The organism is Clostridia bacterium, assembly GCA_016887505.1.
GTDB lineage: Bacteria > Bacillota > TC1 > TC1 > UBA5767 > UBA5767.
Genome location: CP069393.1, coordinates 1,699,777 through 1,722,754, shown reverse-complemented (window position 1 = coordinate 1,722,754; position 22,978 = coordinate 1,699,777). Strand labels below are relative to the sequence as shown.

Genomic DNA, 22,978 nt, shown 5'->3' with positions numbered 1-22,978 from the left:
GTTGACAAATCACTCCAGTAATATTAATATATGAATACGTATTCATATATTAATATTAGTTATAAGGAGGATAGAATGGATAAACAAGTACCTTGCTGTACAGAAACATGCATAAATGAGGATTTGCTGTCTACATTGCAGAAAAGCCAACCGGATTTGGATTCTTTACAAAGACTGAGCGAACTATTTAAAGTCTTAGGAGATGTATCACGGATGCGGATTCTATCCGCATTAACCGAGCATGAGCTATGTGTTTGTGAACTTATGCAATTGCTTTCCATGAAGCAATCTGCTGTCTCACAGCAACTTAGAGTGCTAAAGGCACATCGGCTAGTCCGCTATCGTAAAGAGGGACGTAGTGTATACTACCGACTTGACGATGACCATGTGCAGACCTTGGTTGCGGTGGGCATGGAACATATTGGAGAAGAACGATGAAAATATATTATAAGGATATGAGTTGTGCTAGCTGCGCCTTAGATATGGAATGGGAGCTAGAACAGATGGACCAAGTCCACTATGTAAAAGTAGATACGCTGAATAATCTAATAGATATTGAGTTTGACGGAGATACGGGATCGATGCTTGAAGTCATTAAGGCTACGGGCAAACGCTATGAGTCGGGTTTTGCTTTGGTAGAAGAGCAATCTTCGGAAGAAGAAACGCCCCCTATAGCGGTCTGGCGCCGCTTAAATTACTTGTTGCCGAGAGTGATCACGTCTGTCCTACTGTTGCTTGTGGGTAGTTTTTTACTTGATGGTGGTATGGCTGTAGTGGCATTTCTAGTTTCGTATATTCTAGCGGGTGGAGATATTATCTGGAGAGCACTAGACAGAATCCGTCAGAGAGATTTTTTCCATGAGTATTTTCTGATGAGTTTAGCAACTCTAGGAGCTTTTGCCATCCAGGAGTATCAAGAGGCGGTTGCCGTGATGGTGTTTTACCAGATTGGAGAATACTTACAGGATAAGGCTTTAGAACGATCTAAAGACTCCATTAAAAACTTGATGAATCGAAAAGTACCCTTGGCTCACGTGCTGCGTGGAAACAAGATTGTAGAAGAAAATCCTATAGAAGTATCTATCGGCGAGGAAATTCTAGTTCGTCCTGGTGAGGAAGTACCATTGGACGGAAGGTTAATCCAAGGTTTATCTAGCGTGAACAATGCAGCAATCAGTGGAGAAAGTATGCCCATATCTTTGGAAGAAGGAGATGAGATAATCGCTGGTGCGATTAACTTAGATGCTGTCATTAAGATTCGTGTATCAAAGCGGTATCATGACTCCGGCATGGCGAGAGTCATGCGACTGATGCAAGAAGCGAAGGGCAAAAAACCGCCCACAGAACGATTTATTAGTAGATTCTCTCGCGTCTATACCAAGGTGGTTGTGCTTTTAGCTGTTTTGACAGTAACCATACCTACGCTTCTGGGTGGGGATTTTTCGACCTATATATATCGAGCACTTATCTTTTTGGTGGTATCTTGCCCCTGTGCCTTGGTTGTTTCTGTACCGTTGGGATTTTTTGCAGGGATGGGTGGATTTTCCAAAAACTACCTACTCGTGAAAGATCCGGACACCATAGAACAGTTGAGCCAGGTCAAACGGATTGCTTTCGATAAGACCAATACTCTTACGGTGGGGGATTTTCAACTAAAAGCGGTTGAGAATCACACCGGGAGTCCGGACGACTTGCTTCTTTTGATTCGGTCTCTTGAACGACACAGCAATCATCCATTGGCTCGTTCCATCATGCAGGAAGGGCAGGCAAAAGAGAGTAGGCAAGATTATCTGGATATTAAAGACCTTCGTGAAATTCCAGGAAAAGGTCTGGCGGCTAGTCATAAAGCGGAGCAGATATTGGTTGGTAATCTGGACTGGCTCATTGATAATAAGATTCCAGTACCAGCGTTGGACCAAAACGGTACCTATGTCTATGCTGCGCGTGATGGGGAATACGTAGGTAGGATTCTCATGCAAGACGAGTTGAAAAAGGGTGCAGCTGAAAGCATAGTAGCACTGCGAAAAGCAAACGTTCATTCCATGGTAATGTTAACGGGTGACAATGAGATACATGCCAAAACGGTAGCAGATGCCCTGGGGCTTGATGAATATGAAGCCAATATGAAACCGGAAGACAAATTAGCATGGTTGGAAAAGCAGGTGGGCAGTGAGGGCAAACTTGCTTTTGTAGGAGACGGCATCAACGACGCTCCATCACTTGTAGCTGCTGATGTTGGCATAGCCATGGGTATAAAGGGATCAGACCTGGCCATTGAGGCAGCGGGCCTTGTGGTGATGCGAGATAGACTAGATGATGTACCGAAAGCACTCCAACTGGCGAAACGCTCCATGCGGGTTATCCGGCAGAATATTGTAATGGCGATAGGACTCAAGGTATTGGTTATGTTGTTGGGATTAGTTGGTTTAGCTGATCTTTGGATGGCGGTCTTTGCTGATGTAGGTGTAACCCTACTTGCTGTTATAAACAGCATGCGATTACTGAAGTAAGTCTAAACGCTTTCAGATTTGATATTGTGGTAAAAGAGTGAGGACTCCCCTTGTTGTGTGCATAAACAATACAATAACGGGTATTTTAAACCGGAGGCATTATGATTCCTCCGGTTTTTGCATCTTTCTCTTTAGTTCGATGCAATATCCCAAAGGCTCTATTTTTTCATGTAGAGGAATTCTTTTCTCCATAGTCATACGATAGAAGTAGGCATCATCATATCGTTCAATAAGAGCTGCATATCGTTTTTGGGGGTGGTCCATATTCTGGAGCAACATGATGTCGCCATCCCTTGGAAAGCTGAATCGCTTGAAGGTTAACTGGTCGCCAGCCAGGATATGCATGGCTAACAAGGAATTGTCAGGTACTGTCCAATACAGCAAATCCATTGGCTTATCATTCTTCTCTAAAAAGTAGCCCGGCTTTTTCTCAAAAAAACAAGAAAGTTTATCTAGGGCCTCGAGGTTTGGCAGTGACCGTCCTGTTTCCCAATTGGCTATGGTACTGCGCGAGGTATGTAGTCGATCAGCTAATTCCTGTTGGGTGAGTTTGTGTAGTCGTCTCAGCTCTTGGATTTTTTTATTTGTGCTAATAATACACACCTCCTTTGACAGAAGGATATCCCCTTGTATTGGTAGGAGCAATATGAGCGTTGTAAATGTGCAAAATACTAACGAATATAGGGGAAAATAGAAAATTATGTGTAAAATAAGCACGTACTATCTGGGGGTGAATTTTGAAATGAATAAAATTAGAATCAGGAGAAAAGAGTTAGGCATGAGTCAACAGCAGATGGCAGAGCGATTGGGAATTGGTCGTACCGTGTATCTTCGCATCGAAAAGAGGGCTCGTCTGCCAAAGGTGGATATAGCAATCAAATTGGCGGGAATCCTTGAAACTACTGTGGAAGAGTTGTTTGAAATAGAGTAGCAACAAAAAAGTCAGGAAAACCTGACTTTTTTTTGTTATTACTCCTATAAAGGAGTAAATCCACCAAAGGGATGGTGGATTTGATAGAAAAAGGAGTAGATAGGTAGATTACTTATTATCTATTAACTTATATTCCACTTATAATTTCTTTTTCCTGCCTAAAACTCCATTTTTTTTGTAAAATCAAAAATTCAATTGGGCGCCAACTCCCTATACCAATCGATTTCTAGATTTTCCTTGTAAAAAGGCTTGGATATTTTCATCCATTTCTTTTAAAAGAGTAGTCCTAGCTTCAGTACTGCAAAAAGCCATGTGGGGTGTCATCAACAACTTTTCAGGGTGCTTCACTGAGTATAAAGGAAAATCTGGTGCCGGTGGTTCCACACTATATACATCGGTCGCAAATCCCCGCAACCGATTTTCATTTAGGGCCCTAGCCATCGCCTCTTCATCGACTAGCGCTCCTCGAGATACGTTGCAGACCAAGGCTTGGGATTTTAACAAACAAAGCTGTTCGTATCCCAGAAGGTGATGGGTTTCGGGGCTGAGTGGAGCGTGTAGGGATATGATGTCACTTACATTCAACAACTCTTCTAAAGATAGACGGTTGTATTGCGGATTGTGGTTTTTACCTGTGGTAGAGTAGTAACTCACCTTGGCGCCGAACGCTTGGGCAATTTTTGCAACCTCTTGTCCGATGTTTCCCAGTCCAATGATGCCCCAGTTTTTACCCTCCATTTCATAATAGGGGTATTTTAGATGCGTTGCCCAAAGATTGTTTAGATATTCTTTGGATTTGGTATATTTGTCATAGTAACTCAGGTTTTCAAGTAGGCTAAGCACCATGGCTATGGTGTGCTGGGCAACACTGTGCGTGGAATAACCCGCTACATTACAGACCGCGATATTGTTGCTAGAACAGTAGTCTAAGTCTACGACATTGGCACCGGTTGCAGATATGGCGATGAGCTCAACCTTGCTTCCGGATAAATCTTCTTTTGTAAGAACCACTTTGTTGGTTAATACAATCGTACAGTCTTTGATGCGCTCAGCAACTTGTTCTGGCTTGCTAGTCTCGTAGTTGGTAAAGGTCCCGTACTTAGAAAATATATTCAGGTCCAGTCCGGTACCTAGTGAGTCTCCATCTAGAAAACATAATTTCATTTTATTCTCCTCCTACCATAGTTTGAAATATTTGATTGCCTTTTAGCAGTTCCACCCCCAGGGGGGTGATAAAGGTGGTTGCAAATTTAATGTTGGTCTTTTTAAGATAGCCTTGGGCTAGCAGGTCGAGCATGATGAGTTGCAAATCACGTTCCGAAAAATCTTTTAGGAGTCCATAGGTTGAAAGCTGGTCCAACTTTTTTTCTCGGATATCTTTTTTCTTAGATCCTCGTACTATGGCTGGAATCAATCCAGCAGGAGCAATACCTTCGATATAGTGCAGGGTAGACAAAAGAATCTGAGCTTCACGTGTCGCATCCCGGAGGTGAGTCTCTTTAGAGCAACGCTGGCAGTAACCACAAGGTGTTGTGGATTCTTGGAAGTAGGATAGTATGTTTTGTCTAAGGCAAGTCTTGCTGAAGACATACTGCAGCATCGCGTCCAGTTTTACTAAACGATTCACCCGGTTACCTCCATAATAACTAGGTCGTCCGAAAATCATTTGGCGTTGTAGGGATACATCGCCAGGCCCGAATAGCAAAATACAACGTGATGCTTTGCCATCCCGCCCGGCTCTTCCAACTTCTTGGTAATAGGACTCAAGGTCAGCGGGCATTTGGTAGTGGATGATGCATCGAACATTCTCTTTATCTATTCCCATGCCAAAAGCATTGGTGGCTATGAGCAGGGCATCATCACGCTGCTGAAATTCATCTTGTGCCTGATTCCTGAGCTTTTTTGCTAGTCCAGCATGATAGCAAAGTGGGTTTACGCCAGCTTTTTGAAGCAAGTTTGTCAAGGTTTCCACGTCTTTTCTAGTCGCGCAATATATTATCGAGCTACCTTTTAGTTCCGGCAGATGGTCTAGAAGCCAACGCTTCTTATCCATTGGCTTTTCAACTTGGAAGTAGAGGTTGGGCCGGTCAAAGGTAGATTGGAAAACGGTTGGCTTTTGTAAGTGGAGAAGATGTTCAATGTCCTCCTTAACCTGGGGCGTGGCCGTAGCCGTGAAGGCGGCAATGGGTGGTCTGTTATTAAGCTGCTCTAAAAATTTACCCAGCTTTTTATAGCTTGGGCGGAAGTCATGTCCCCAAGATGAGATGCAGTGTGCTTCGTCGACAGCAATTAGGGAAACACCTAAATTGTTGATCAAAAAAACAAAATCATCAGACTTAAAGCGTTCCGGGGCAACATAAAGTAGCTTGCACCCCCCGCCTGCAATTGCGGCAAGCTTTTCTCTTAGCTGCTTTGGTGTAAGAGTACTATTAATCCATTCTGCTGCAATATTTCGTTGCTTCAGATCGTCCACTTGGTCTTTCATTAGAGAAACTAACGGAGAGACGACTAGTGTTAGTCCCGGCAACAAAAGCGCGGGCAGCTGGTAGCACAAAGATTTTCCACCGCCAGTAGGTAAAACAGCCAATAAATCCTGCCCATCCAAGATGGTTTCCACGATGGCTTGTTGCTGTGGTTTGAATGAAGAATGATTAAAAGTTTCTTGCAGTAAATTTGTTATCGTATCCATATCCTGACCTCCCATATATTTTAGCACAGAAAGAATATTCTAAGAGACCAATGTTCTGGACTTTTACGGTGCTAGCGAATCTATAGTGGGCGTTTACGATGAAAAGGCTCATCATATGATATAATAGAACAAATGTTCACTAGGAAATTTGGTCTACCACGTTCCCTGGTGTATAATGTTTTTCAGTGAGATACTCACATGGAGGAATTATGCAAAAAAATATCGTGATCAAGGGCGCAAGAGCCCATAACTTAAAAAATATAGACGTTGAAATTCCAAGAGAAAAATTGGTGGTCATCACCGGCTTGTCGGGGTCAGGTAAATCTTCCTTGGCTTTTGATACCATCTATGCTGAAGGGCAACGCCGCTATGTTGAATCGCTCTCTTCTTACGCGAGACAGTTTTTGGGACAGATGGATAAACCGGATGTAGATTATATCGAAGGCTTGTCGCCAGCTATTTCCATAGATCAGAAAACCACTAGCCGGAACCCCCGTTCTACGGTGGGAACGGTGACGGAGATTTATGACTATATGAGGCTGCTGTATGCTCGCATTGGCGTAGTGCATTGTCCCAAATGTGGTAAGCCAATTTCAAGCCAGTCTGCTCAGCAGATGGTAGAGAAGATCTTGTCATTACCTGAGGGATCAAAAATCCAGGTCTTAGCCCCTGTTATTAAAGGAAGAAAAGGGGAACATATCAAGGTATTTGAAAATATTAAGCGGGAAGGCTATATTCGGGTACGAGTAGACGGAGAAATGCGTCTCTTAGAAGAAGAAATAACACTGGAAAAAAACAAGAAACATACCATCGAGATTATCGTTGACCGATTGATTGTGCGAGATGGCATCACCTCACGTCTTGCTGATTCGGTGGAAACCGCGCTAGCCATTGGAGAAGGAACCATTATTGTTGATACTGATAGCGGAGACCTCTTGATGAGCGAGAAGTTTGCTTGTCCGGATTGTGATATTTCAGTATCTGAGATAGCACCAAGGTCCTTTTCGTTTAATAGTCCCTATGGTGCTTGCCCAACTTGCCATGGTATTGGTTATAAGATGGAAGTGTCAGAGGAACTGGTGGTGCCCAATCCAGAATTGAGTATTGCAGAAGGTGCGGTACTTCCTTTTGCAGGGGAGCATTCCAACTATTACCCAGCAATGTTGAAAGCGGTGGTGAACCATTATGGGGTTACCGTTGACACTCCATTTAAAGATATACCACTCGAAGTTAAGAAGAAAATTTTTCATGGTACTGGTCGTGAAAAAATTCATGTTGAATACATCAATTCTAAGTATGGTAAGAAACAAGACTGGGATACTCGATTTGAGGGTGTCTTCAATAATTTGAAGCGACGTCACCAGGAAACAAGCTCAGAACTTTCTAGAAAGTGGACCGAAAGTTTCATGTCCTTTCATGCTTGCCCAGATTGCAAAGGTAGCAGGCTGAAAGATGAGGTCCTAGGTGTATTGGTGGGTGAAAAAAATATTGCTCAAGTGAGTGATTTGTCCATTGTGGAAGCCATCAAATTTTTCAAGGAGCTTGAGCTCAATGAGCGTGATCAGATGATTGCGGTTCAGATCTTGAAGGAAATAAGGGAGAGACTGCTATTTTTGGATAATGTTGGCTTGTCCTATCTAACCTTATCTCGAACGGCAGGTACCTTGTCTGGAGGAGAAGCCCAACGCATACGATTGGCTACCCAGATTGGTTCGAGTCTAGTGGGCGTATTGTACATTTTGGATGAACCTAGTATCGGCTTGCATCAGAAAGACAATGCCAGATTGATTGCGACCTTGAAGAGACTAAGAGATTTAGGAAATACTCTAATTGTTGTGGAACACGATGAAGAAACTATGCTTGAAGCTGACTGGCTGATTGATATTGGACCTGGAGCGGGTGAACATGGGGGGGAAGTAGTAGCCTATGGAACCCCAGAACAGGTAGCCGACAATAAGGAGTCCTTGACAGGAGATTATTTATCCGGGAGAAAGACCGTGAATATTCCTACTAGTCGACGCATAGGGAATCGCAAGTTTTTAAAAATTGTGGGGGCTTCTGAGAATAATCTACAAAACATAGATGTCTCCATACCACTAGGCGTATTCAATTGTGTGACCGGGGTATCCGGGTCAGGTAAGTCCAGCCTGGTTAATGAGATACTATTCAAGAGCCTAAAAAAATCGCTACTTGGTAGTCGAGTTATCCCAGGGAAACACGAACGGATTGAGGGATTAGAATATATCGACAAGGTGGTCAATATTGACCAAAGTCCCATCGGGCGTACACCGCGTTCCAACCCAGCAACCTATACAGGAACCTTTGATATTATTCGTGAAACGTTTGCAAGAACCAAAGAAAGTAAAATTAGGGGATATAAACCGGGCCGCTTCAGCTTTAATGTTAAGGGTGGGCGTTGCGAAGCTTGTAAGGGAGATGGCATCATTAAGATAGAAATGCACTTTCTACCAGATGTCTATGTTCCTTGCGAGGTCTGTGGTGGCAAGCGCTATAATCGGGAAACATTAGAAGTAAAGTATAAGGGGAAAACCATTGCAGACGTCTTGGATATGACAGTAGAAGAGGCGTACGCGTTTTTCGAGAATATTCCTAGAATTGAGAGAAAATTGAAGACCCTGATAGATGTGGGACTAAGTTATATTCGCTTGGGGCAACCGGCGACTACTCTTTCCGGTGGAGAAGCTCAACGCGTTAAACTGGCAACTGAACTTTCCAAGAAAAGTACTGGCAAAACGCTCTATATTCTGGATGAACCCACCACTGGGCTACACATAGATGATATCCGTAAGTTACTTGAGGTTTTAAGCCGATTGGCAGATGCCGGAAACACGATATTGGTAATAGAACACAACTTAGATGTCATAAAGACAGCCGACTATATTATTGACCTAGGTCCTGATGGGGGAACCGGAGGAGGGCAGGTAGTTGCCTTGGGAGCACCCGAAGAGGTGGCTCAAGTACCGGAATCTTACACAGGCCAGTATTTAAAGAAAGTTTTCGAGGTGAACTGGATTGGCTATTGGAAAGAACATAGAGAAGAAACTCCATAGACTGCCCAAATCACCAGGAGTCTACCTGATGCGAGGCGAATCCAACCAAGTTATTTATGTGGGTAAAGCGAAGAACTTAAAGAACCGGGTTAGAAGCTATTTTAGGGATAAGGTTGATCGCCCTAAGACGGCGATTATGGTCTCGCAAATCCGTGATTTGGAATGGATTGTGACGGAAAGCGAGACGGAAGCTCTGGTTTTGGAGTGTAATCTGATTAAGGAGTATCGTCCAAAATACAATATTCGATTGGTGGACGACAAGCATTATCCCTATATCAAAGTAACCATTGGTGAAGACTTTCCAAGAGTCTTGGTGGTTCGGCGCCGGGGCACGGATGGATCGCGGTACTTTGGTCCCTATACTAGTGCGGGTGCTATGCATGAGGTTCTAAGCCTTATCCGTGAGTTGTTTTCACTTCGCTCTTGTGGCAATCAGAAGTTTAAGAATCGCAAGAGACCGTGTCTCAATTATCAGATTAAACGGTGTGATGCGCCTTGCATGGGTAAAATTTCTAAGGAAGAGTATGCAAAGCAAGTTAAGGAAGCCATCTTACTTTTAGAGGGCAATACCAATGAACTTATTCGCCTTTTGAACCGGGAAATGCAAGCAGCTGCAGAGGGTTTGGCCTTTGAAAAGGCAGCTCGGATTCGCGATCAAATCAAGGCTTTGAAGAACATTGGCGAAAAACAGAAGGTTATTATGGAAAAAAAGGAAGACCAAGACGTGATTGCCATACATGCTGGTGAAAACCGGGCTGTGGTCCAACTCTTTTTCGTAAGAAATGGCAAGGTTATCAATCGGGAAACCTTCGAAATGGACAATACTGGTGAACAGGAGGAGGCTGCTGTTATGGCCGCTTTTCTAAAACAGTATTATTTGGTTGGTAAAGAAATTCCCGCGCGTATAGTAGTGGATGTTTTGCCAGAGGAACAAGAATCATTGGAGCAATGGCTGAAAGAGAGGCGAGGCAAGAAGGTAGAACTTTTTTGGCCTCAGCGTGGTGAAGCCAAACGATTGGTGCATATGGTCAAGGAAAATGCCAAGTTAACCTATCTTGATAATATGCTTCAGAAAAAGAAGAAGGAATTGAGCGAGGCTGCCCTGTCTGATTTAGGAAAGGCTTTGTCACTTCCATCTCCGCCGCACCGGATTGAATGCTATGATATTTCCAATATTCAGGGAAGTAATACAGTGGCTTCCATGGTGGTATTTCTAGATGGGAAAGCAGCGAATAGTGAGTATAGGCGTTTTACCATCCGCACGGTAGAGGGGCCAAATGACTTTGCATCGATGCAGGAAGTTTTAAGTAGACGCTTTCGCGGTGCCAAGGAAGAAAAGCCTGGCTTTGAGAAGATACCAGACCTAATCATCATTGATGGAGGTAAAGGCCAACTGTCTTCAGCTAGAGCGATTCTGAAAGAATATGGTTTTTCGTCTATTCCAACCTTTGGCTTGGCTAAAAGGGAAGAGCTCTTATTTCGAGAAGGTGAAAGTGAGCCCATCCGCTTGGAACGGGATTCAGAAGCCCTCTACTTGGTGCAACGTGTCCGAGACGAAGCACATAGATTTGCCATCACCTTTCACCGGGAAAAAAGGGACAAGAGAACAGTAACTTCGATTTTGGACTCGGTGCCTGGCATTGGGCCAAAAAGGAAGAAACAACTCTTGAATACCTTTGGTTCAGCAAAAGGTGTACGCCGGGCTAGTGCACAGGAAATTGCCGATACGCTACATATTAGTTTGAAAAAAGCAGAGGAAGTAAAGGAATATTTGGGATGAAAACGACAATAAAAATGGTGGCAATTGATTTGGACGGAACTCTTTTACAGGACGATTTGAAGATTAGTATGCAAGATCGCCATGCAATAGACAGAGCAAGAAGAAGAGGGGTCAAGGTAGTCATTGCAACGGGCAGAATGTATTCTACCACAGTGAAATATGCACGGGACTTGGACCTCGACACACCGCTAATTTGTTTTAACGGTGCCTACATAACCGATATTGAGAACAAGAAAAAGTTGGAGCATTACCTGATTTCCATGGAATATGCGAAACGCATTCATCAAGAAGTGACTAGGAGAGGGATCCACGCCAATTACTATCTTGAAGATGATATTCATGTGGCTGAGTTGACGGAACTAGCCGCTCGTTACCAAGAACGGTTGGCGGTTCCTATCCATGTGGAGCAAGATATGCAAGCTTTTTTTGAAGCTCATGAAGAGCTTACGAAGATTACCATTCAGAGTAAAGAGGAAGAAGAGATCAACAGTATGGCAAGATGGATTGAGAAAGTATGGCCCAAGGAATTGTATATTGTGCGCTCAAACGCTCATTTTCTGGAAGTTTCACACCCTGGAATTACCAAGGCGACTGGGGTAAAACGGGTGGCAGAGGAATTTGGCGTGCAACAAGAAGAGATTATGTGTATCGGGGACAACCATAATGACTTATCCATGCTGGAGTATGCAGGAATCGGCGTTGCCATGGGAAATGCAGATAGCGAAATCAAAGATAAATCGGATTTCGTTACAGAATGTAACAAAAATAATGGTGTAGGACTAGCCATAGAGAAATTTGTCTTGGAGGATTGACATGCAACTTATTGCAGATTTACACACACATACGCTTTTATCCGGTCATGCGTTTTCTACGATCCGAGAGAATGCTCAGGCAGGAGCAAAAGCAGGACTAAGCATGCTGGCAAATACGGATCACGGTCCAGCAATGCGAGGGGCGACACAAGCAATTTACTATTTTGTTAACCAAAACATATTACCACGGGAGATTGAGGGGGTCCGTATTTTACGGGGCGCTGAGGTCAACATCCTAGGAGATGCAGGCCAGATAGATTTGCCACCAGAAGTATTGGGGCACCTGGAATTGGTCATTGCCAGTTTACATGATGTAACCATCGACCAAGGCGATATTACATTAAATACAGACCGCTTGATTGCTGTTATTGAAAGTGGTCTGATTGATATTATAGGTCATCCTGGGAACCCTTATTTTCCGGTAGATGCAGAAAGACTAGTCAGGTCCTGTAAGGATAATGGGGTTGCCATTGAGGTAAATAATTCATCTTTAGCAGGTACTGTACGGCCGGGTTCTAAGAAAAACATGATTGAAATACTAAATCTTTGTCGCGAAGAAAAAGCCCTAATTTCTGTGGGCAGTGATGCGCACTGGATGGATCAAGTGGGAAACTTGGATGCAGCTAAGTTGTTGCTTGCCGAATGCAATATTCCGGCCTCACTCGTTGTATCTTCAGGAGAAACCTGTTTGCAGAATTTTCTAGAAATGAGAAATGAATGTAGAAGGTCTGCGATACAGTTGATGGGATAGTTGGTATTGCCAAGATTAGTGGATTCTACGGATATGTTAACAGTGACAGGAGATGGGAGATATGGTTGAGAAAAAAGAACAAACAAGGCTTGTGCTAGTGACGGGTATGAGTGGTGCTGGGAAGACACAAGCGATGCGTGCCTTAGAGGATATGGGATATTTTTGCATTGACAACTATCCATTTTCCATGATTGAAGATTTGTTTAATCATGTACTGCTCAAGGACATTGATCTATTTCCCAAGGTTGCAATCGCAGCAGATGCAAGAGGAAAAGAGTTTTTGCAAGATATTGAGCAAAGCCTTGCTCATCTAAAGAAAAAAGGGCTACACTGCTCTGTACTTTACATGGATGCAGATGATGCAACCCTGATGAGAAGGTATAAGGAAACGCGCCGGAAGCACCCGCTACAAGTGGACCTAGGTGTTTTAGAAGCCATTGCCGAGGAACGAATAATTCTAAGTCCCATCCGGGAACAAGCGGACCGAATCGTGGACTCCTCTAATATGAAGGTGGCAGAGTTCAAGACGTTGTTGTATGAACTATATGGAAATCAAGAGTCAAAGATGACGATAACAGTGGCCTCTTTTGGCTTTAAATATGGACTGCCCCTAGATTCGGACTTGGTATTTGATGTGCGCTTTTTGCCCAATCCATACTATGACCCCGAGATGCGCTCTTTGACGGGCAAAGATGCCATTGTGCGTAATTACGTTGTCAACCTGGATGAGACGAAGACTTTTTTGGATATTTTGGGCTCGATGCTAGATTTTTTGATACCAGAATATGTACGTGAAGGCAAGAAACAATTGGTTATCTCCATTGGCTGTACCGGTGGCCAGCACCGGAGTGTGGCCATTGCCGATTCTGTTGCGAATAGCTTAGAATCGGAAGGAGTAGAAATAATCGTCAAACATAGAGAATTGAGTAAATATCAATAGACAACAGGAGGTCAGGATGTCATTTTCATCACAAACAAAAAACAACCTGTCGCGCATTATTCCGAAGAATGAGTGTTGCCAACGCACGGAATTACTAGCACTTTTTCGCTCCGATGGAGTCGTTAAGAAAAACCTATCTGAAGAATATCTCCTGGAATTTGAAACGGAGAATGCCGCTGTTGCCCGTAAAATATTTAAACTGTTGCGTGCTTTATACGATATACCGGTAGAAGTATCGGTGCGGCAAAAGAAAAGATTACGGAAAAACAATAAATATACGATTCGTATTCGCGGGAAGTCCTATGTGGATTTGGTTCTGAGGGAGCTGAAACTGTCCTTCCAAGAGCGCTTGGAAGACGATTATCTTGAAGATATGTTTAATGGGACCTGCTGTTACCGTGCTTATTTACGTGGGTCTTTTTTAGGAGCTGGGTCAGTCAGCAACCCAGAAGGGGATTACCATCTGGAACTGACTTCACACAATGCCTCAAATGCGTATTTTATCCTAAAGACCATGGAACGTTTTGATTTAGAGGCTAGGATTAATAAACGAAAAGGGAGATTTATCGTTTACCTTAAAGGCAGTGAAGATATTGTAACCTTTCTCAATGTTATTGGGGCCTATAAGAAGTTGCTTGAATTTGAAAATATCCGAATCTTGAAAGACCTGAGAAATAGGGTGAATCGTGGTGTAAATTGTGAGACAGCTAATCTGAACAAGGTAGTCAATACGGGTGTGCGACAGCTAGAAGCGATCCATGCTATCGAGCGTACGATGGGTATTGAAAAACTAAAGCCTACATTAAAAGAGGTAGCTCGGCTACGTTTGGAATTTCCATCCTCTTCTCTCAAAGAATTGGGTGAAATGTTGGACCCCCCCATTAGTAAATCGGCAATTAACCACAGGCTTAGAAAATTGGAGGAAATTGCAGACAAAATGCAGTAAATGGGGTATAATTTGCTGTGATAATTTTTGATTAATTAATTTGCTTAAATTTGTGTGTTGCACTTTTATATATTCTTTTGAAGGAGGAAGTTATGGTTAAAATTGGTATTAATGGTTTTGGTAGGATTGGTAGGCTGGTAATGAGAGCGGCTCTTAAGAATCCTGAGGTCGAGGTGGTTGCCATCAACGATTTGACGGATGCAAAAACGAATGCTCATTTATTCAAGTACGATAGTATCCATGGAACATATGCAGGTGAAGTATCCGCGGATGGAAACGATATAGTAATTGATGGAAAGAAAATCAAGGTATTTTCTGAACGTGACCCGAAAAATTTGGGTTGGGGTGAAGTTGGTGCAGAGATTGTCATCGAATCAACTGGTTTCTTCCGTACGAAGGAAGCTGCTATGGGACATATCGAAGCCGGAGCAAAAAAAGTTATTATCTCAGCTCCGGCAAAGAACGAAGACATTACCATTGTTATGGGTGTGAACGAAGATAAGTATGATAAAGATAAGCATGTGATTATTTCTAATGCTTCTTGTACAACCAACTGTCTTGCACCAGTAGCGAAGGTTCTAAACGACAGTTTTGGCATTAAGAGAGGATTGATGACCACCATTCACTCTTATACCAACGACCAAAAGATATTGGATCAATTCCACAGTGATTTGAGACGTGCTAGAGCGGCAGGAGAAAATATGATTCCGACCACTACTGGCGCAGCAGCAGCTGTATCTTTGGTATTGCCTGAGCTAAAAGGAAAATTGAATGGTATGGCCATTCGTGTTCCGACCCCCAATGTCTCTTTGGTAGACTTGGTACTGGAACTAGAGAAGAAAGCTTCTGTAGAAGAAATTAACGCTGAGCTTAAAAAAGCAGCAGAAGGTCCATTGGCTGGGATCCTAGCCTATACCGAAGAGCCTTTAGTTTCTAAAGACTTTAACGGTTGTGATAGTTCATCTACTGTAGATGCCTTGTCCACCATGGCCATCGATGGCGATATGGTCAAAGTATTGTCTTGGTATGATAATGAAACTGGTTATGCGACCCGTTGTGTAGACTTAGCAGCCTACATTGATTCTAAAGGACTTTAATTCGAACGAAAAAGCGGTAAGAAGAATGCGATCCTTGCGGCTCGCATTTTTCAGTTTACGGAGGAAATATGAGAAATAAGAAGGGAATTGAAGACTTAGATGTCCAGGGTCGCCGCGTATTGGTTCGTTGCGATTTCAATGTTCCGATGGAAAAGGGCGCGATTACGGATGACGCTCGTATAAGAGCAGCCCTACCCAGCATCAACTATTTACGCAACCATGATGCAAAGGTTATTTTAATGTCCCACTTGGGACGTCCAAAGGGTAAAGCCAATCAGGATTTTTCTCTAGCGCCGGTGGCGGCACGTTTGAGCGAATTATTGGGATCGGAAGTCTTGTTTGCTGATGATGACAATGTTGTCGGTACGCAGGCAAAAAAACTGTCTTCTGAACTAAAAGATGGACAGGTGATCTTGCTACAGAATACTCGCTTTAGAATTGAAGAAACTGAGAATGAAGAAGGCTTTGCGAAAGAATTGGCAAGCCTAGGCGAATTGTTTGTCAATGATGCCTTTGGTACGGCGCACCGCGCCCATGCATCCAACGTTGGAGTAGCAAGCCTCTTGCCTTCGGCATTAGGTTATTTGGTTAAAAAAGAAGTAGACATTATGGGCGAAGTGATGGAAGAACCCAAACGCCCGTTTGTGGCTATCTTGGGAGGGGCTAAAGTTTCGGATAAGATTGGCGTTATTGAAAACCTTTTAAATAAGGTTGATGCCTTGATTATTGGGGGCGGTATGGCCTTTACCTTCCTTAAAGCCCAAGGAATGGAAATTGGCACTTCCCTTTTGGAAGCGGATAAGTTGGACCTAGCACGTGAATTACTAGGAAAAGCGGAAGAAAAGAAAATTCGTCTGCTGTTGCCTCAGGATGTGGTGGTGGCGCCGGCCTTCAGCAATGATGTAGCTTTTGAAACAGTGGATATGGATAGTATACCCGTAGATCAAATGGGACTGGATATTGGCCCTAAATCACTGGAGATGTTTGCAAAAGAGATCGCTGGAGCTAAGACAATTATTTGGAATGGTCCTATGGGCGTATTCGAAATGGAGAATTTTTCCAAAGGAACCTTTGGGGTAGCACGTGCCATGGCGGAAACCGATGCAGTAACCATCATTGGTGGTGGAGATTCGGCTGCAGCCGCTCAGATGTCTGGGCTGGCAGACAAAATGACGCATATATCAACAGGTGGAGGCGCTAGCCTAGAATTCTTTGAAGGCAAGGTTCTTCCGGGCATTGATGCCATTAGCGATAGATAAGGAGAAATAATGAGAAGACCAATAATAGCAGGAAACTGGAAAATGAACAAAACAGTTGAAGAAGGCGTGGAACTGACAGAGAGCATTAAGGCTCTCGTCAGCAAGGCGGACACAGAAGTATGCCTATGCGTTCCTTTTGTTGCAATACAAGCTGTAGGCAAAGTCATTGCTGGTACAAATATTAAGTTGGGTGCACAAAATATGCACCAAAAAGAATCTGGTGCCTATACAGGAGAGATATCTCCCCTAATGTTAGAAGCCTTGGCTGTCGACTATGTAATTTTAGGCCACTCGGAAAGAAGAGAGTACTTTAACGAGACGGATGCGAGTATTAATGAAAAGATATTCACTACCTTCAAACACAATATGACGCCGATTGTCTGTTGCGGTGAGTCCTTGGCGACGAGAAAAAAAGGCGAAGAAAAAGACTTTGTAAAAAATCAGTTGGTAGGTGATTTCAAGGATGTTCCTGCTGAAGATATGAAAAAAATTGTAGTTGCCTATGAACCCATTTGGGCTATCGGTACAGGAGAAACGGCTACTAGTGATCAAGCGGAAGAAATGTGTGGATTTATTCGCGGATTGATTGCTGAACTGTATGATGATACTGTAGCAGCTGCAGTGCGCATTCAGTATGGTGGCAGTGTGAAACCAGGAAACGTTGATGAGTTGATGGCGAGAGAAAACATCGATGGAGCCCTGGTAGGTGGTGCTAGTCTTAAAGCGGAAGACTTTGCAAGACTGGTGAACTTTGAATAGGAGGGTCTATGAGTAAAAAACCGGTAATGCTATGTATTCTCGATGGCTGGGGCTTGAGAGAAGAAAAAAAATCCAATGCAATTTTGCTGGCGGAGACACCCTTTTGGGATGTTTTATTAGAAGAATCTCCGATGTGCCGGTTGGAAGCTTCTGGCCTAGCTGTTGGTTTACCTGAAGGACAGATGGGAAATTCTGAGGTGGGCCACCTGAATATTGGAGCTGGCCGCAAGGTATACCAAGATTTGACTCGCATCAACAAAAGCATTCAGGATGGGGACTTTTTTGAAAATCCTGTATTGGTTGAAGGTATGGAAAAAGCAGCAAAAGCAGGCAAAAGTGTTCATTTGATGGGCTTGCTCTCTGATGGAGGGGTTCATTCCCATATCCTACAAATAATTGCTATGATACGATTGGCAAAACAAAGAGGTGTTCAACAATTATTTGTACACGCCTTACTGGATGGACGCGATGTTCCTCCTACTTCAGCCAAGGTTTATGTGAAGCAATTGGAAGAGGCCATGCAAGAAATTGGATTGGGCGAAATTGCAACAGTAAGCGGTCGGTATTATACTATGGACCGTGATAAACGTTGGGACCGAGTAGAGAAAGGCTTTAATGCCATGGTGAAGGGTGAAGGCGAAAAAGCCATAAGCGCCATGGAAGCAGTTGAAAAGGCCTACGAGCGCGGTGAAAACGATGAATTCGTACTTCCAACTGTAATAAGGGATGCCGGCACAGTCCGAGATGGCGATACACTCATATTCTGTAACTTTAGAGCTGATAGAGCCCGTGAGATCACCAGAGCATTCATTGAAGAAGGATTTGATGACTTTTCGAAGGATCCTTTGAATATTAACTATATCTGTCTTACGGAATATGAAGAAGTGCTAGATGCTAAAATTGCCTTCCCTGCGGAGGAATTGACAGACACCTTGGGTGAAGTTCTGGCTCGGGAGGGCAAGCGACAACTCCGGATTGCGGAAACCGAGAAGTATGCTCACGTAACCTTCTTCTTTAACGGGGGCAAGGAAGAACCCAATCAAGGCGAAGACCGTATTCTAATTCCATCTCCAAAGGTAGCGACTTATGATTTGCAACCTGAAATGAGTGCCTTGGAGGTTACGGAAAAAGTTGTTGAAGCGATTGGTAAGGACATGTATGATGTGATTATCTTAAACTTCGCAAACCCGGATATGGTGGGGCATACAGGTGTATTGGAGGCTGCGATTACGGCGGCAGAAATTATTGATGCTTGCTTAAAGAATGTTGTTGAAGCAGTGAAATCTCAAGATGGTGTTATCTTTGTAACGGCAGACCATGGTAATTGCGAGATGATGCTCGATGAGGAAACAGGTAAGCCACATACAGCCCATACTACCAATTTGGTACCATTTCTGATGGTATCTAGCGATATGGCAGACTATAGGCTGGCCGACGGATGCTTGGAAGATATTGCTCCAACCATGCTTCAAGTGCTTGAAGTGAAACAACCGAAGGCGATGACCGGAAAAAGTCTTCTAATTAAAAAATGATTTCTTTGCCGAAACTAGGAAGCTATGTTAGACTGCAATTAGTGAAAAAGTTTATAAAGATGAATAGATATAAGGAGGAAGTAAAATGATTATTACAGATGTTTATGCAAGAGAGATTTTGGACTCAAGGGGTAACCCAACAGTTGAGGTTGAAGTATATTTGGAAGATGGTTCCATGGGCAGAGCAGGCGTTCCGTCTGGCGCATCTACAGGTGCTTTTGAAGCAGTTGAATTGCGTGATGGAGATGCTGACCGTTACTTGGGCAAAGGCGTTCTTGATGCAGTAGATAATGTAAATGAAATTATTGCAATGGAATTGATTGGACTAGATTCTGAAGACCAAGCCGGTATTGACCAGATGATGATAGAGCTTGATGGTACACCCAACAAAGCGAAACTGGGTGCCAATGCTATCTTAGGTGTATCTTTGGCTGTGGCCAAAGCTACTGCTGCTTCTTTGAACTTGCCACTGTACCGTTATATTGGTGGTGTGAATGGAAAGCAGCTTCCGGTTCCAATGATGAATATTCTAAATGGCGGATCCCACGCGGATAACAATGTAGATATTCAAGAATTCATGGTTATGCCAGTAGGCGCTACTTCTTTTGCAGAAGGACTAAGAATGTGTGCTGAAGTATTCCATAATCTGAAAAAAGTACTTAAATCTGAAGGACTGAATACAGCAGTTGGAGATGAAGGTGGATTTGCACCAGACCTCAAGTCAAATGAAGATGCCTTGAAATACATTGTAATGGCAATTGAAAAAGCCGGCTTCAAACCTGGAGAAGACTTCCGTATTGCTATGGACCCAGCTTCTTCTGAGTTTTATGATGCTGAAAGAAAATTGTATATCCTGGCTTCTGAAAACAGAGAATTAACATCTACCGAGATGGTTGATTATTACGCTGATTTAATTGAAAAATACCCCATCGTTTCTATCGAAGACGGCCTAGCTGAAGAAGACTGGGACGGATTCATTTACATGAAAGAAAAATTGGGAGACCGTTTACAGATTGTTGGTGATGACTTGTTTGTTACCAATACTGAGCGTTTGGCAAAAGGTATTAAACTTGGCGCTGCTAACTCAATTTTGGTGAAAGTAAACCAGATTGGTACGCTGACCGAGACTCTAAACGCGATTGAAATGGCACAAAAAGCTGGTTACACTGCCGTTATATCCCACCGCTCTGGTGAGACGGAAGATACTACCATTGCTGATATTGCTGTAGCAACCAACGCTGGACAAATTAAGACTGGTGCTCCATCAAGATCGGACCGTGTAGCGAAGTACAACCAATTGTTGCGTATTGAAGATGAATTAGGTGATGTAGCCGTATTTGCTGGCAACGATACCTTCTACAACTTGCGCTAATCTAGGGGGGGCAATTGAACGGCCCCCCTTTTTTATTGTGCTATTTATTGCTTTATGCTAAAATAGGACTGTTGATATGTAGTTGGAGGTGAAGTGATGACCATATTTTTAACTGTATTGCAATTTATCGCAGCACTGATGCTCATTGTTACCGTGTTGTTGCAACCGGGCAAGAGCGCAGGTCTTTCGGGAACGATTGATGGTGGGGCGGATCAGATATTCGGTAAAAACAAGGGAATTGATGCAATGTTGGCTAGGCTTTCAACTGGGGCAGCAATCGGATTTTTATTGTTTACACTGATTCTTTACATTGTAGGGTAGTTGATTGAGCCGTTGTCCGTGACAATGGCTCTTTTTGTTTCCACAAATTTTATGCCGACCAACGAGGAGGAAACATGATTGAAAAAGAAGATTTACTAAAAAAAATGAATGGGGAGGATTACAATCCCTTGCCCATCGAAGACCTTTTGGCGGTGATGGAGATTGCAGAGGATGACGTCTATTCGTTTATGGAATTGCTTAGAAAGTGTGAGCAAAAAGGAGAGATCGTTGTCACCAAGAAGAAGCGCTATGCACTACCGAAACATGTGGGGTTCATTCTGGGCGTATTACAGGGTAATGCGCGTGGTTTTGGCTTTGTGATTCCACTGGACATGGAGGAACGCGAAAAGGGCGACTTGTTTATTTCCCCTGATAACCTGCACGGGGCGATGGACAAAGACCATGTATTGGTACGTCCCTTCAAAAAAGCGCATGGTGAAAAACGCGAAGGAACGATTGAGCGGGTAGCAGTACGTAAAAATGAAACCATTGTAGGTACCTATCAGAAGAACAAAAATTTCGGATTTCTTATTCCGGATAATTTGTCGATTGGAAAAGATATCTATATTAAGGATAAGAAAAGTCTAGGTGCAAAAACAGGACAGAAGGTAGTTGGAGAAATCACGAAATGGCCAGTAGGGGAAAAAGCTGCTGAAGGTCGTATCGTGGAAATACTAGGCTACCCAGATGAAGTGGGTGTTGATATCCTTAGTGTTATCAAAAGCTATGAGCTGCCATTAGATTTTCCGAAGGATGTATTGGAAGAAGCAGCAAAGATGCCTCAGACTATAGAAAATGAAGACCTATCGGGTCGTAAAGACTTACGTCATTTAGCCACGGTCACCATTGACGGAGCAGATGCGCGTGATTTAGATGATGCTGTAACCATTAGCAAAGATAAAGAAGGAAATTTCCTTTTGGGAGTACATATTGCGGATGTATCTCACTATGTTAAAAAGAACACAGTATTAGAAAAAGAAGCGCACAAAAGGGCAACCTCGGTGTATTTTCCGGATCGGGTGATACCAATGTTGCCGGTTGAACTCAGTAATGGTATCTGTAGCTTAAACGCCAAGGTAGACCGCCTTAGCATGAGCTGTGAGATGGTTATCAATCATCAAGGCAAGGTTCTTTCATCAGAAATTGGCCCTAGCGTTATTCAGGTTGATGAACGCATGAATTATGCAGATGTGACAGAACTCCTTGAAGGCGATGATGTTGAATTGAAAAAACGCTACCAAGATTTTCTGCCGATGTTTAAGACTTTGGCTGAACTGCGCGATATTCTAAAGTCACGCCGTATGAAGCGAGGGGCTATCGATTTCGAATTTCCAGAAGTCAAAGTGGTTATGAATGATGACGGCACGGTCAAGGAACTAAAAATTAGGAGCCGTACAATTTCAGAATCCATTATTGAGGAGTGTATGCTGGTGGCCAATGAAACGGTGGCTGAGCATTTACACTGGTTGGAGATGCCTACAATATATAGGGTGCACGAGTCTCCCAGTTTAGAAAAGATTGAACGATTGAATAATATGCTCAAGAAATATGATCTCAAGGTAGAACAAACGGGAGAAGATATTCAACCCCGGGTCTATGCAGAACTGATGGAAAAAATAAAGGGTGAACCTTATGAAGAAGAGCTATCCATTATGCTGCTAAGATCTATGATGCATGCTCGCTATCTTCCTGAAAGTGTGGGTCACTTTGGCCTGGCAGCTACCTATTACTGCCACTTTACATCCCCTATTCGGAGATACCCGGACCTGTTTGTACACCGTTCTTTGAAACGAGCTAGAAGAGGCACCATGAATCAGAAAAATGCTGAAAAATGGTATCGGGAAGCGGAGAAGGCTGCTAGTGTTTCTTCGGAACAAGAACTGGTTGCAGAAGAAGCAGAACGGGAAGCAGTGAAACTCAAGGTTGTTGAATATATGGCCGGACAAGTTGGAGAAGTATTTGATGCTAAGATTAGTGGCGTGATAGCATCTGGATTTTTTGTACGTCTGGATAACTTGGCAGAGGGTCTAGTCAAAGTGGGTACCTTAGGTGATCAGTATTACACCTATGATGAAGCTGGCATGAGTATGGTAGGTGAGAAAAACGGTAAAACCTACAGATTGGGTGATACAGTCAAGGTACAATTGGTGCGAGCAGATGAAGCACTCAGACAATTGGATTTCGAAATCGTGAAATAGGCGGTGTAGA

17 protein-coding genes and 1 pseudogene are annotated in these 22,978 nt (G+C 43.3%); 15 read left to right on the top strand and 3 right to left on the bottom strand.

Translation table 11 applies throughout. From position 1 onward, the window contains the following. Positions 1–75 precede the first annotated feature (75 nt). Positions 76–438, top strand: a complete 363-nt coding sequence (locus JR334_08170; protein QRN84942.1) for a helix-turn-helix transcriptional regulator — start codon at positions 76–78, stop codon at positions 436–438. After that, the gene (cadA, locus tag JR334_08165) at positions 435–2,510 is read left to right on the top strand and encodes a cadmium-translocating P-type ATPase (protein ID QRN84941.1); all 2,076 of its coding nucleotides are present in this window, start codon (positions 435–437) and stop codon (positions 2,508–2,510) included. The genes JR334_08170 and cadA overlap by 4 nt, the downstream gene beginning before the upstream one ends. A gap of 99 nt (positions 2,511–2,609) precedes the next feature. Here cadA and JR334_08160 read toward each other — a convergent pair whose 3' ends face one another. Further along, positions 2,610–3,113 (bottom strand): helix-turn-helix transcriptional regulator, encoded by a 504-nt coding sequence (locus JR334_08160; protein ID QRN84940.1) that lies wholly within the window; start codon positions 3,111–3,113, stop codon positions 2,610–2,612. Positions 3,114–3,252: 139 nt separating this feature from the next. On the opposite strand from JR334_08160, the gene JR334_08155 reads away from it, so the two are divergent. Continuing rightward, the gene (locus tag JR334_08155) at positions 3,253–3,441 is read left to right on the top strand and encodes a helix-turn-helix transcriptional regulator (protein QRN84939.1); all 189 of its coding nucleotides are present in this window, start codon (positions 3,253–3,255) and stop codon (positions 3,439–3,441) included. 210 nt (positions 3,442–3,651) lie between these two features. Here the strand turns inward: JR334_08155 and JR334_08150 are convergent, their stop codons facing one another. Beyond that, positions 3,652–4,605, bottom strand: coding sequence for a D-2-hydroxyacid dehydrogenase (locus JR334_08150; protein ID QRN84938.1), 954 nt, complete (start codon positions 4,603–4,605; stop codon positions 3,652–3,654). Between the two features lies 1 nt (position 4,606). Beyond that, on the bottom strand, positions 4,607–6,130 hold the full coding sequence (locus JR334_08145) for a RecQ family ATP-dependent DNA helicase (protein ID QRN84937.1): 1,524 nt from the start codon (positions 6,128–6,130) through the stop codon (positions 4,607–4,609). A 209-nt stretch (positions 6,131–6,339) separates the two neighbouring features. Here JR334_08145 and uvrA point away from each other — a divergent pair, with 209 nt between their 5' ends. From uvrA to rnr, 12 genes and pseudogenes are all read left to right on the top strand, one after another. Next, the gene (uvrA, locus tag JR334_08140; protein ID QRN84936.1) at positions 6,340–9,201 is read left to right on the top strand and encodes an excinuclease ABC subunit UvrA; all 2,862 of its coding nucleotides are present in this window, start codon (positions 6,340–6,342) and stop codon (positions 9,199–9,201) included. Beyond that, entirely contained in the window at positions 9,170–10,981 is a 1,812-nt protein-coding gene (uvrC, locus tag JR334_08135; protein ID QRN86897.1) for an excinuclease ABC subunit UvrC, read from the top strand. The genes uvrA and uvrC overlap by 32 nt, the downstream gene beginning before the upstream one ends. After that, entirely contained in the window at positions 10,978–11,793 is an 816-nt protein-coding gene (locus JR334_08130) for an HAD family phosphatase (GenBank protein QRN84935.1), read from the top strand. The genes uvrC and JR334_08130 overlap by 4 nt, the downstream gene beginning before the upstream one ends. 1 nt (position 11,794) lies before the next feature. Continuing rightward, complete coding sequence (locus JR334_08125) at positions 11,795–12,544, top strand: phosphatase (protein QRN84934.1); 750 nt, start codon at positions 11,795–11,797, stop codon at positions 12,542–12,544. 61 nt (positions 12,545–12,605) lie between these two features. Further along, complete coding sequence (gene rapZ, locus JR334_08120) at positions 12,606–13,484, top strand: RNase adapter RapZ (GenBank protein QRN84933.1); 879 nt, start codon at positions 12,606–12,608, stop codon at positions 13,482–13,484. A 16-nt stretch (positions 13,485–13,500) separates the two neighbouring features. Further along, the gene (whiA, locus tag JR334_08115; protein QRN84932.1) at positions 13,501–14,430 is read left to right on the top strand and encodes a DNA-binding protein WhiA; all 930 of its coding nucleotides are present in this window, start codon (positions 13,501–13,503) and stop codon (positions 14,428–14,430) included. 92 nt (positions 14,431–14,522) lie between these two features. Further along, the gene (gap, locus tag JR334_08110) at positions 14,523–15,527 is read left to right on the top strand and encodes a type I glyceraldehyde-3-phosphate dehydrogenase (protein QRN84931.1); all 1,005 of its coding nucleotides are present in this window, start codon (positions 14,523–14,525) and stop codon (positions 15,525–15,527) included. Positions 15,528–15,595: 68 nt separating this feature from the next. Then, positions 15,596–17,545: pseudogene (locus tag JR334_08105) on the top strand (triose-phosphate isomerase). Positions 17,546–17,553: 8 nt separating this feature from the next. Next, on the top strand, positions 17,554–19,077 hold the full coding sequence (locus tag JR334_08100; protein ID QRN84930.1) for a 2,3-bisphosphoglycerate-independent phosphoglycerate mutase: 1,524 nt from the start codon (positions 17,554–17,556) through the stop codon (positions 19,075–19,077). Positions 19,078–19,162: 85 nt separating this feature from the next. Beyond that, on the top strand, positions 19,163–20,449 hold the full coding sequence (gene eno, locus JR334_08095; protein ID QRN84929.1) for a phosphopyruvate hydratase: 1,287 nt from the start codon (positions 19,163–19,165) through the stop codon (positions 20,447–20,449). A gap of 96 nt (positions 20,450–20,545) precedes the next feature. Then, a complete protein-coding gene (secG, locus tag JR334_08090) occupies positions 20,546–20,770 on the top strand; it encodes a preprotein translocase subunit SecG (GenBank protein ID QRN84928.1) in 225 nt (74 codons plus the stop codon). Between the two features lie 74 nt (positions 20,771–20,844). Further along, on the top strand, positions 20,845–22,968 hold the full coding sequence (gene rnr / locus JR334_08085) for a ribonuclease R (GenBank protein QRN84927.1): 2,124 nt from the start codon (positions 20,845–20,847) through the stop codon (positions 22,966–22,968). Positions 22,969–22,978 lie beyond the last annotated feature (10 nt).